The following is a 12,429-nucleotide window of genomic DNA, read 5'->3' as shown; positions in this document are numbered from 1 at the left end:
GTATGAGAAGGTACTCGGTCGTTCTTTGTCCTATCGTGGCGTGCATGATCGGTGTTGCAGCAGTCAGCGCGCAGGCAGGTCAGAGCGCTGATGACCTGGCTAAGGCCACTCAAAACCCCGTCGCCAGCTTGATCAGCGTTCCCATCCAGAACAACTCGAATTTTGCCGTCGGACCTTACAACCGAACCCAGGATGTACTCAATATTCAGCCCGTAATTCCAGCTCGCATCAGCGAAAACTGGATGCTTATCTCACGCATCATTCAACCCATTATCTGGCAACCAACCACTACTGCTAACACTGGCGGCCAATATGGGTTCGGAGATATGAATCCAACATTCTTCCTCTCGCCCGCGAAGCCGGGGAAATTGATCTGGGGTGTCGGCCCCGCGATCGTAATTCCAACAGCTACAAGTGCCGTGCTTGGCCAAGGCAAATTGAGCTTCGGCCCATCCATGGTCGCTCTCGTACAACCCGGCCATTGGACCTTCGGGTTCCTGACCAACAACGTCTGGTCGGTTGTCGGTTCTTCTCATCGCCCGTCGGTAAACCAGCTGCTCCTCCAATACTTCATCACTTACAACCTGAAAAGGGGTTGGAACATCAACAGTGGTCCGCTCATGACGGCGAACTGGCACAATCAGGCGAGCGGCGATGCAGCTGATGGCGACGACACGCCACCGGGAGGCAGGTGGACAATACCCTTCGGGGGTGGCGTCGGGCGCGTGATGCGTCTCGGTCCTCAACCTGTGAATCTCTCGGCAAACTTCTACGGAAATGCGGTGCACCCTCCGGGGGCATCCTCCTGGGGTATGCGTCTTCAGATCGCGTTGCTTTATCCAAAGAAACCTAAAGGCTGATTGTTCCATGAGACGGTGGCAGGTGGCACAGGTCTTAAAAGCTTCATCGCACTTCCTGCCAATACATATGGAATGCCCGCGTCATCCACGAACGGCAGCCTACCAAGCAAATCTTATTTGAAATTCACGGCAGGCTGTCCTTTTGTCCCGTGGCCCCATTACTTTCGTCCATTGTCCTTTCGTACCGTATGCCGCTTTCAGAAAGTTTGCACAAAATAACCACCGTTTATGCCACACTCATAATCAGCAGCAAAAAGGCCCGAATCCAAGCTGGATTCGGGCCTTCGCATTTCCTCCCGTGACAGAAAAAAGGAAAGAATTTGCTTTTTTTATAGAAAGTAACCACTTTTGGGAAACCTATTGTCGAAACAGTAAACATCATAAATCAATGCTAATTATTTTATTTTCAAATATTTAATTAAATCTAAGGCTTCAACTCCCTCGACAAAAACTCCGGCAGGTGGCCCATTCATGGATACTGCCATCCATCTATTCCTGACGCCAGAACTAAATCTGTGCCCCATTCATGCAGCTTTATCGCGATGAGTTGGGCACAGAGCCGCGACGTCCACTCCGACTCAATTTCAACCGTTGGGACGAGTTGGCCGCATGCCTGAAATGTGTGGGCGGGAGTGCTTTCCCACCCTAACGGCAAAAACAACTGCGCCGCGAGGGTGGGGCACCTAAATGTCATTGGGAAGGCAGGTCTCGGAGGCGTTGGCGCTCGGCGATTTGTTCGTTGGTCAGGCGGGCGTCGTAGATGGATCGTGGCTCGATGGTGCGGGCTATGAGCGTGGCGCTGCAGACGATCAGCAGTAAGGGAAGAATGAAGGCACGGTCCTGGCCGGTGAGTTCGATCAGGAGCACGATGGCCGAGATTGGCCCTTGCGTGGTTGCGGCGATCATTGCGCCGGCGCCGAGCAGGGCGAAGAGTCCCGGCGGAGTGCCGGGCCAGATGGCGGACCATGCAATCCCCAGGACGCCGCCAAGTAATGCGCCTGCCGTGAGGGACGGCGTGAACATTCCGCCGGGTGCGCCGGAGCGCATGCAGAGTGCGACTGCTGCTGGCTTGAGAAAGAGAAGCGCCAGCATCAGCAGGGGTGCTACCTGGCTGCTGAAGAGAAGTTGCGAGAGGTCTTTTCCGTTTCCGAGAATCTGTGGGAACCAATACGAGGTAAATCCCAGAAGCCCCATGACAATCAGCGGGGCTGTGAAACGCCTCCAGCCCTGTGGCCGGTTGCGATCTGCCCAGGTGATCATGCGGACATAGCCGACCGAGGCCAGGCCGAGAAGAGGACCGGCAACGAGGGTCCATACCAGGACGGATGCGGTCACGGTGAATGAAGGGATGACGTAGGTTGGCGCATCCGGCAGGAACAGCCAGGAGACTGCCGTGGCGATGAGCGATGTGACGAGCGCGGGCAGCACGTAGCGAAGGGCAAGCTTGCCGCGCATGACTTCGATGGCAAAGAGGGCTCCTCCGAGCGGAACTCCGTAGGCTGCTCCCATGCCGGCTCCGGCTCCGCAGGCGACGAGTAACTGCCGCTGCTCGTCGGAGAGCCGTTCCTTATCCGAGAAGAGATTTGCGAAGACGGCTCCGGCTTGCTTTGGAGCGCCTTCTCGTCCGAGGGAGACTCCCATGCCGACGATGAGGACCGAGAGCACCGCGCTCCCTAGCGTTCGCAGCGTGGGCATACGGCCAGCATTGAACCATATCGCCTGGGTGGTGTCGATGCCGTTGCCGCTGGAAAGCCGGTTGAGCAGCAACTGGCCTGCGCCGATGAGCAGGGCCGCTCCGAGGAGGATGAGCACATGCCGCGGCAGCCCGGCGTGCTGAGCGGCGCTGAGAATGTCTGTTGGCGAGCCACGCCATACGAGGTGTTGCACGAGCTCAAGGAGCTTGGTGAGCAGAGCAGCTCCGATGCCTGTGGCAACGCCGGTGAGGACGACGGCCAACCAAAAGTGGAGCGCGCGCGGATGGCGGAGGGTAGAAGGTATCCGCGCGCTTTCCGGAATTTCCGATGGTTGGGGCGAGGTCATATCGAATGATCTTCTCTCATTCGACGCTCCCGCTCTAGTGCAAACCGGCCATGACGAGCATGCGAGGTTCGGTCATCTCTTCGATGGCATAGCGGAGACCCTCGCGGCCGAGGCCGGAGTCTTTGACGCCGCCGTAGGGCATGGGATCGAGCCGCCAGCTGGGCGTGTCGCCGACGATGAGCGCGCCGACTTCGAGCTCGCGGTAGGCGGTGAGAATGCGTCCAGCGTCGCGGGTGAGCAGGCCGGCCTGCAGGCCGTATTTTGAGTGATTCACTTCTGCGAGCGCGTCCTCGAAGTCGTCATAGGGCTCAATGGCTACCACCGGGCCGAAGACCTCTTCATCGCGGAGTTTCATGCCGGGTTTGGTGCCGGTGAGGATGGTCGGGGTGATCATCGATCCTGTGCGCTGGCCGCCTTCAAGCAGTTTTGCGCCGGCGGTAACGGCCTCCTGAATCCAGCTCTCGATGCGCTCGGCATCCGAGAGACGGATGATGGGGCCGATGTCGGTTTTTTCGTCGAGCGGATTACCGACGACGAGCTTTTTTGCGGCGTCGACGACCTTCCAGAGAAAGGTCTGGAAGACGGCGCGGTGTACATAGACACGCTGCACGCTGATGCAGGACTGGCCGGCGTAGGAGAAGGCCGCGGCTGCGGTACGCTGCGCTGCTTCTTCGAGGTCAGGCCAGTCATTGTGGACGATGAGCGCGGAGTTGCCGCCGAGTTCCAGGAGCACCTTCTTGCGGCTGGAGCGCGCCTTGAGATCCCAACCGACTTTTGCCGAGCCGGTAAAGCTGATGAGCTTGATGCGGTCTTCTTTTTCGGCGAGCCATGCGGTGTCAGCGTTCGAGAGCGGAAGCACGGCGAGGGCTTCTTCAGGCCATCCGGCTTTGAGGATCACTTCGCCCAGCGCGAGCGCTGTAAAGGGCGTTTGCGGCGCGGGCTTGAGAATCAGCGGGCAGCCGGCGGCGAGAGCCGGAGCAGCCTTGTGGGCGACGAGATTGAGCGGAAAATTGAATGGCGTGATAGCGAGAACCGGGCCCACTGGAAAGCGTTGTACAAGGCCCCAGCGGCCTTCATTGCCTTCGGTCAGGTCGAGGGGGATGGTTTCGCCGCCGATGCGTGTGGCTTCTTCCGATGCGGTTTTGAAGGTGAGGATGGAGCGATCGACTTCCGTACGCGCCTGACGGATGGGTTTGCCGGCTTCAGCGGCGATGAGCTGCGCGAAGCGCTCCTTCTGCTCGATGAGTGAGGAGGCCACGTCCTCAAGAATTTCGCGGCGCTTCCAGCGGGGCAGCGCGCGGGTGCGACGTATGGAGGCAACGGCATGTTGCACGGCCTGGCGCGCGTCAGCACGAGTGGCTTGAGTTGTGCGGCCTACGAGACCCTGATCCCAGGGCGAGCGTACTTCGAGCGCTTCACCATCGCTCCATTCCTTGCCGCAGAGCAGAAAGCCGGTCTGAGCGCCGGGACGCATTTTCATGTGAGGTGACCTCGGATGGAGAATAAGGGCTGGCACCCTACGAGGGGAAGCGCGGTGAGAAGCTTGAGATATGGAAGCATGCTTTGCTTGCCGCTTTTGGAACTCGCAAAGTTCTGCTTCCGCAGAAGGCACTCAGCGCGCTACTCGGACTTAATTGGCCAGACTTTGAAGGTGACGCCGATGTTTATGCCGTTGGGATGCAGCGAGTGCTTGGGCTCATTGGTAAAGCCGGGCGAGTTGAGCCAGAACTGATACTCGTACTCCGCGTGTACGTTGAGCCACGGCGAGAAGCGAAGTTTGACGCCGCCGCCTGGAGCGAGCGTGAGGTAGCTGTCGGTGCCAACGGAATACGGATAGTGGATTGTGCCGTCGCCTACGAGGAACTTTCCGTAAGGCTCAATTCCGTGGTAGCGAACAATCGTGTAGCGCGGTCCGATGAGCAATGTGCGTTCCGTGGCGCCAGCGTAGGTATTAAAAGAGAGCCAGCGTGCGCTGCCTTCAACGTCCCAGTGAAATGCCCAGCGGAGATTGGCTGTGAGGCCACATCCGTAGATACGCTCTCCGCTCTGATATGGAAAGGACGCGGAGAAGCCGCTGCACTCGCCGCCAGCCCACAGGGCAGTGTGGCTCAGGTGGCCAGCGTAGACGGCCTGCGCGCGGAGCGGCTTTGTGCACATGGCGGCCATGATGGGCAGCGTAAGGCAAAGGCTAAGCCAGACCAGCTTCTTTCCGAGATGAGTCAAGATTTGTCGCATTCCTTTGTCTCAATCAATTAAAAAAGCGATTTCACTACGAGTTTGAACTGGATGGAATGACTTACCTGCGGGCCGCCGGAAGGGGTTTTTGCGGTGATGGTGACTTCATAAGTTCCGATCGGCGTGGCTCCGGTGAGCGAGCCGTGATTGCCGCAGCCGGAGATGGCAGCAAAGGTTCCGACGAGAATGGCTCCGATGAGAAGGGATCGGATAGAGAGCGCGCGGCGGATGCGTCGCGGGATGATGAGAATCCCGCAGAGGCAGGCAAGCGCGGCAGCTCCGCCGGTCCAGCTGGCTTGTTTCAAGTGCGCCGCGGACTCTGGCCTGGGAGAGGAGGTTTGAATCGTCATCAGAGAGGTGTAGGGCACGAAGAATTCAGTGCCCGGCTCTGGGTTGGCGAGGATCCTGGCCGGTGAGGCGCCGCATCTCGAGTTTGCCGGCAATCCTGAGCAGGTCAGCAGCAGCGCGAGGTCGAATCCGTTCACGGGCGTTGCGACCAGGGTGAAGTGCGCCGCACCGCCGGTGTAGACGATCCCGTTGTCTGGAGTGATGTTCAGCGTGAAGTCGCCTAAGTAGGGCGTCACGACCTGACTCAACACAGACGAGGTGGTATTGAGGATGTAGGGGTTGCCTGAGTAGACCGCGGTGATGGAGTGCCTGCCCACGGCGAGGGTGCTGATGCTGAAGGCTGCCGTGCCGGTTTCGTCTAGGGTGAAGTTAGGACCGATGGCCTTTGTGCCGTCAAAGAATTGCAGGTGGCCTGAGATCGGTGCGGGATTGGCAGAAGAGACCACGCCCGCAAAAGTGACGGAATCGCCAAAGACGGAGGGGTTTTCGCTGCTGGTGATCGTTACCGAGGCCGTGGAGCGGATCACCTGGAGGACTTGGGAGGGTGAGGCGCTAGGGAAGAATGCAGTATCGCCGCTGTAGTTGGCGACGATCCGGTAACCACCAGGTACAGCAGGCGCGATGACCGGAATGGAGACTGAGCCGTTGACCAGAACACCCGTGCCGAGCGTCATTCCAGCGGTGGTGAAGGTGACGGAGCCGGTGGGGAAATTGCCGGTGCTGGTCGACGAGCTGACTGTGGCCGAGAGCGTCACAGTACTGTACGCGCTTACCGGGTTCGGCAGCATTGTGGTGATCAGAGTGGTGGTTGGGTTGAACTGGATTGTTTCCGGGTATGGAGCGGATGTGCCGGAGCTGAAAGTCGAGTCACCGCTGTAGGTGGCTGTGAGCTGGTGCGGGGTTGCGGATACGGCGGGGAATGTTGCGGGCAGCATGGCTGTGCCGTTTGCGGCCAGATTTGCAGTGCCGAGAAGTATGGCGCCGTCATTGAAGGTGACTGTGCCGGTGGGCGTGCCGTTTGCGGTGGTGGTTATCTTTGCGGCGAGTGTGACGGTCTGAAGCGCGTAAGCGGGGTTAGGCGAAGCAGTGAGGGCGGTGGCGGTGGTGAGGCCGTTGACTATTTGCGTGATAGACGCGGAACTTGCCAGGTAGTTTCCGCTTGGCGTGAAGATTGCCGAGATGTTGTGCTTGCCGGGGGTGAGGATTGAGGTGACCAACGAGGCGCTGGCATCAATTAGAGTGATGATCCCTACGTTGGTTGACCCGTCCAGAAATTGCAGCGAGCCAGTCGGAGTTCCATTTGAGGAGGAGACGATTGCATTGATGGTAACGGTCTGACCGACATTGGAAGGGTTGAGTAAAGAGGTGAGTGAGATGGTGGTGGCAATACCATTGCCGACTTGTTGCTCCACTGATGCCGACGCACTTGTATGAGTCGAATCGCCCGGATATGACGCTGTGATGTTGTGAATTCCGGCTGCCAGCGCTGCGGTGGCAAAGCTGGCGTTGCCTTTTGCGTCTGGCGTGAGAGTGGCGAGAGTGGTGTTTGTCAATTGATCCGCTAGTGTGATTTGTCCGGATGGGAGGCCGTTCGGAGCAGAAAGATTGAGCGTGAACGTTACGTTTGCCGCAGCCTGCGACGGGTTTGGTGTGGAGCTCAACGTCAAGACGGACGAATCTGCCTGTGCGACGACGATCGCGACCACGGATCTGGCGGGGGGCAGCGTGGAATTTGTAACGCCCGGAGCGGGATAGATGGCAATGAAGTTATGTGTGCCCGTAACGAGCGGCGGCGAAGGAAACACGGCCTGGCCGGATGAATCAATTGGTGCTGTTCCGATCTGGGTTCCATCCTCAAGAAACGCGACTGAGCCAGTGGGCGTACCGGCGGCAGAGACAACCTGCGCGGTCAGCGTGAAATTGGTTTCTCCCTGAACGACAAATTCCGATGGTGTGAGGACAATTGTTGTCGGCTGAGCATCCTGTGCCCCGGCGAATTCGTATGCGCCCATGTCGATGATGGGGTACCCCACTGCTGTCGTGTCTGCCACTCGTGGATTGCCGTCATAGTCAGTAGTCAGGTTCAGAGCGTTGTCGGCCAATGATTGCAGAACGCTGGTGTTGCCGGCATCGATGGCTGGCGAACCGGTCTGAAGGTGGTAATCCATCCCGGTCCAGTTCACAAACATGGGGTCGGCGACGATGTTTCCGTATTTTGCAGTGACATCAACGCAGGACGAGTCGAGGACGGCTCCGCCCCTGTTCAGGAATAGATTGTGGTCGAAAATGGGCTGGATCGACTCGTCTGGAACAATCGGCGGATTCGTCTGCCAGTCGCATTGGATAGATGGCTGGGTTGTGTTTCCGGCGATGATGTTATTTACGAAGGCTACATTCGGGCCATCCTGGCCACTGGCAGCTGCGTAGATCTGAGCAGAGCCTCCTCCGCCGTCCTGAGAATAAGGAGTGTTATCTACGATGGTGTTATTGGCGATGTAGATGTTGACCAGATAACTGAATGCATTCAATCCGATCGCGCCACCGCCACCTGCGGCCTGATTGCCATAAATCAGGTTCTGAACGATCAAAATTTTATTGTTGACCGGGTCATAGCTCGCAAAGTTAATGGCGCCGCCTGCGCCGCCCGTGAGGTTGTTGCGGATAATGTTGTTTTCGATAATGGGATTGCCACCCCAAATGGCAATCCCTGCGCCGCCATTGCCGCCAGCGTCTTCCAGGCCTGATTGCGTGTTGTCCTCAATGGTGTTGCCGCTGATAATGATGGGGATCTGGTTACCGCTGCTGTCTTCAGCCGAGCCCGCTAGATAGATGGCAGCGCCGCCGCCAAACGAGCAATCGCCCTTGTTGTCCAGAGTGTTGTTGATGTTGTTGTTCTGAATGAGTGGCGAACTGTTATCTACATAAATGCTGTCGCAGTGGTTGTGCGTGATGATGTTATTCACCAAGCTGGGCTGCGAGTTGTTCAGAATGACAATGCCGCCGTCGTTGTTGCCTATGTACGGCTCCGCGCCCCCGCCTTGAATGGTGAAGCCGCTCAATATAGCTGTTCGCGGTTCTTTGCTGATGAAGGAGACCGTCTGGGTGTTGCCCTTGCTGCCGTCGATGATGGTTTGGGTTGAGCCGGCGGCGCTGATGACGGTGATGGCCTTGCCTTTGAAGTCGATATTTTCGAAATAAGTGCCGGGGGCTACGAGGACTGTGTCGCCGTTGTTGGCGGCGTTGATTCCGGCCTGGATGGTGAGCTGGTCGGCGGGGACGTGGATGGTGGTCTGAGCCGAGGCCAGCGCTGCGAGCGCGAAGACAAGCAGGCACGCCAGATGCGAAAGAGTAAAACAAGGACGCGACGCATTGAACCGGTTACTTGAAAACCAGTTATGCGAAGACCGCTTGCGGAAAATACAGGCGTGCAATATCTTCCCCCAGATCTTTACTGCATGGAAATCACGTTTGTATGCCCACAGGAGGAATACCACAATCTCCCATGGCGTGTAATGAAGATTCGGGATGGTCAGGCCTAATTAAGCACCACGGCGTTATAGATCATGTGGAGGAGCACGGCGGGAGCGAGGCGGCCCGTTTTGCGGAAGAGCAGGCAGTTGATTGCGCCGAGGAGAAAGACGGGCGGCCAGGAAAGCAAAGGGTGGTAAACGGCAAAGAAGGCGGCTGCGCCGAGGACGGCTTTCCAGCCTCCCCATTCACGGTCCAGCGCGCGGAAGAGCAAGCCGCGAAAGAGATACTCCTCTGCGAAGGGCGCAAAGCCGACGGCCGTGACCATGTACCAGAAGTGCAGGTTTGGAACGGAGGTCATCTGCTGCTGTGCCTGGCGGATGAGATCGGCGGTGGAGGGAATGTGGAGCAGCAATGCCTCATAGCCCTTGGCACCCAGGCCGAGGGCGAGGCCGCCGCATGCGCCCATGAGCAGCGGGACTATGATGCCGAGGTCGCCGATGCCGTAACGCTTCAAAAGCGGCTCGTTCTCTTCGATTGCGCCGGCTGGAACCCAGTTCCATATCTCCTGCGGGCGCACGTTGCGATTGCCCATAAAGTTTGCAACGAAGAGGGAGACTACGATGGCCGAAACCCCATATCCAAAGGCGCGCGCTGGTCCCAGGCTGTCACGCCCGCCGATGGCCAGCACTGGAAGAGTGAGTACTGCAGCCAGCTCCACGAGAATGCTGATGGAGATCATGGCGTGCATGAGCGTGGGCGCGGGTGGAAGCTGCTCTGACCAGGGATCGTAGAGATAGGGAAGACGCGCGCGGAAGTTCTGCCACATGGCTGCGGCGGTGACAAACGAATACACGATGCCGATGACGGCCAGATGCCACTGCTGCGTGACGATGCCTATCGCGAAGGTGAGCATGCCGAGCTGCGCGGCCCACATTCTCCCCTTAGGGGGCCTCTGGGTTTCGCCGGACTCCGATGTAACGGTGACCAGCGTGACGGATTTCTCGGCCATGCTACGCGCGAAGAAGTACCATCCGATGCCCACGAGAGCGATCTTCCAGATGTCGGCATGAAATTCCAGCGCGGCATAGGCGAGGATCAGCGCTACGAGGCCGGTGGAGATCATGGACCAGAGCCAGGCCTTGGCCTTGAGTAGGCTTTCAAGGCCGCGCGGCCATGTGAGCGTAATCCACAGCGCCTGACCTTCGGACTGCAGCGATTTGGGGCCCAGAATCCAGAGAAAATATGTACCGAAGAAGATGGCTACGCCGCAGAGGTAGTTCCAGCTTCCGTCGGCTTTGGCCAGCAGGCCACGCAGATTGACGAGCTGAAAGCCGGCCACGGTGAGGGGCACGAGCAGCGATTGCACGATGGCGCTGCGGTCGCGCGTGAACCAGAGGAACTCCTTGCGATAGAGCGGGTCTTTGAAGACTCCTGTATTGCTGAAGCGCGCGGCGCGGTTGGCGGCGGCTGCCGATTTTGGGCGCTCCATTGAGGAGTTGCCGGCTAGTCCGCGCTGCGTGCCCCACACACTGATCCATACGGCGAGGGCGGTGGCCGCTACCGCGAGCACATCGCATGTGATTATGCCGGTGATGAAGGAGAACTTGCCGTCCGGCAGCAAGCCGAGGAACAGGCCCAGCCACGGCCAGGGAATGACGGTGAAGATCTGCAGCAGGCCGGCTGCGGCATGCACGAAGCGGGGAACGATGTAGATGCCGATAATCGGCAGCATCATGGCGGTGTAACCGATCCATCCCATAAGGCCGATGACCGCTCCGCGGGTGCGAGGCGAAAACCTCAGCAGCACGCCTACTTCGAGCGCTTTGCCCATGCAGGCACAGGCGACGGCTGCGGGCAGGCCGACGGCAAAGGCCGAGATGATGCCGCCGGGAATGCCGTACACGAAACCATAGGCAAATGCGACGAAGAGCGGCGCGGCCCAGTAGATGGGATTGGCCGCGATGGGAGCGAGCATTTCCGCGAGGAAGACCGCGCCGGGCTGGACGGGATGGCTGAAGAGCCACTCCCACATGGGGTAACGGCGGCGCTGGACATCGACCTCCATGCCTTCGCCCTGAAAGATGAGCATCATGAGCCAGAAGAGTAGGGCGAGTGAGCCGAGCATTTGCGGGAGACGGCCGGTGAAGGCGAGAGAGCGGATGCCGGGAGCGGCGGCTTGCCGTTCCACCAGACCTGTGATTCCTTTTTCTGCTATCACGCTGCGCAAATGCGCTTCAATCTCGGGTTGCGAGCCGCCTTCCTTTTCTGATATTTCTTTGGCTTCGCTGGAAACCACTCGCTGGTTCGGGGCAGCGGAATTGAGTGGCTGTCCGAAGACTTCAGCATTGTTGTCGCGGCCGCGCGTGCTCATCTCCCGCACGTAGCTATAGAAACCGCTGCTGACGACGATCTTTCCCTGCTGCTCGACTTCGGCGCGCTGCCCGCTTTCGACAGCCGTAATCATCATGAATGCGCTAAGACCGTTCACGAAAAGATAGAGCACAACTGCGAAAAAGTAGCCGAACCCGCCCCAGTTGGTTGCTGATTTGCCGGTGCGCTGATTCAGGAGCTGCTGCGCGCGCAGCCGACGGCCTACGGCGCGGCTTCGCGCGTTGCGCAGCAGCAATCCGACCGTGCCCCACCAACTCGGCTGCGTTTTGCCGGATGCGCTCATGCCTGCGCGGGCCTTGCGGTGAGTGCGAGGAAGATCTCTTCGAGGTCGTCTTTGCCGGTGAGCGCGCGCAGCTCGTCGAGGGTTCCCTTTGCGGCCAGTTGACCACCCTGAATGACGACGGCGTGGGTGCAGAGCCGCGCTACGTGGTCCATGAGATGCGTGGAAAAGAGTACAGTCACGCCCTGCGCGGCGGTGTCATGGATGAGGCTGTAAAAGAGATGAGTCGATTCCACGTCGAGGCCATTTGTCGGTTCGTCAAGCACGAGAAGCCGGGGCTGGTGCAGCATGGCGAGAAGCAGGCCGAGTTTTTTCTTCATGCCGCGCGAGTAGTCCTCGGCGTAGTTGTCGATGTCGTCGGCGAGACGGAGGCGCGCGATCAGGGGTTCCATGCGGGAAAAGGTTTCTTCGGCGTCGAGCCCGTGCATGGCCGCGCTGAGCTTGAGGTGCTCGCGGCCTGTGAGGTAGGAGTAGAAGACCGGCTCGTCGGGCAGGAAGCCGATGCGTCGCTTTACTTCGACGCGATCGTCGAAGGCGTCGAGGCCATCGATGGCGATGTGTCCCTCGGTGGCCTTGAGAATTCCCATCATGAGCCGGAAGAGCGTGGTCTTGCCTGCGCCATTGGGTCCGAGCAGTCCACAGATCTGCCCGGCGGGCACTGCGAAGCTGATGTTCTTCAGCGCATCTTTGTAGTCAAAGGTCTTGGTGACGTTCTCGACAAGCACCAGTTCCTGCGTGGGGGTGGCAGGAGACTCCGGCAAAAGTTGGCCTGCGGCACGATCGTCCATTTCAGAACGCTACCTC

General features: G+C 58.9%; 7 protein-coding genes. 1 reads left to right on the top strand and 6 read right to left on the bottom strand.

Translation table 11 applies throughout. From position 1 onward, the window contains the following. Nucleotides 1-2 precede the first annotated feature (2 nt). On the top strand, nt 3-860 hold the full coding sequence (locus VO84_RS09655; protein ID WP_082661866.1) for a neuromedin U: 858 nt from the start codon (nt 3-5) through the stop codon (nt 858-860). A gap of 690 nt (nt 861-1,550) precedes the next feature. On the opposite strand, the gene VO84_RS09650 is transcribed toward VO84_RS09655, so the two are convergent. The 6 genes from VO84_RS09650 to VO84_RS09625 form a co-directional block, all read right to left on the bottom strand. Continuing rightward, nucleotides 1,551-2,900 (bottom strand): chloride channel protein, encoded by a 1,350-nt coding sequence (locus VO84_RS09650; RefSeq protein WP_058187433.1) that lies wholly within the window; start codon nt 2,898-2,900, stop codon nt 1,551-1,553. Nucleotides 2,901-2,934: 34 nt separating this feature from the next. Beyond that, on the bottom strand, nt 2,935-4,380 hold the full coding sequence (locus VO84_RS09645) for an aldehyde dehydrogenase family protein (RefSeq protein ID WP_157439814.1): 1,446 nt from the start codon (nt 4,378-4,380) through the stop codon (nt 2,935-2,937). Between the two features lie 140 nt (nt 4,381-4,520). Continuing rightward, a complete protein-coding gene (locus VO84_RS09640) occupies nt 4,521-5,135 on the bottom strand; it encodes an outer membrane beta-barrel protein (RefSeq protein ID WP_058187432.1) in 615 nt (204 codons plus the stop codon). A gap of 17 nt (nt 5,136-5,152) precedes the next feature. Next, the gene (locus VO84_RS09635) at nt 5,153-8,914 is read right to left on the bottom strand and encodes an Ig-like domain-containing protein (protein WP_058187431.1); all 3,762 of its coding nucleotides are present in this window, start codon (nt 8,912-8,914) and stop codon (nt 5,153-5,155) included. Between the two features lie 104 nt (nt 8,915-9,018). Next, nucleotides 9,019-11,628 (bottom strand): CPBP family intramembrane glutamic endopeptidase, encoded by a 2,610-nt coding sequence (locus VO84_RS09630; RefSeq protein WP_058187430.1) that lies wholly within the window; start codon nt 11,626-11,628, stop codon nt 9,019-9,021. Next, entirely contained in the window at nt 11,625-12,413 is a 789-nt protein-coding gene (locus VO84_RS09625; protein ID WP_082661865.1) for an ABC transporter ATP-binding protein, read from the bottom strand. The genes VO84_RS09630 and VO84_RS09625 overlap by 4 nt, the downstream gene beginning before the upstream one ends. Between the last annotated feature and the right edge of the window lie 16 nt (nt 12,414-12,429).

Origin of the sequence: Occallatibacter gabretensis (assembly GCF_001449115.1) — a bacterium.
Lineage (GTDB): Bacteria > Acidobacteriota > Terriglobia > Terriglobales > Acidobacteriaceae > Telmatobacter > Telmatobacter gabretensis.
This window is presented reverse-complemented; position numbering and strand designations above follow the sequence as displayed.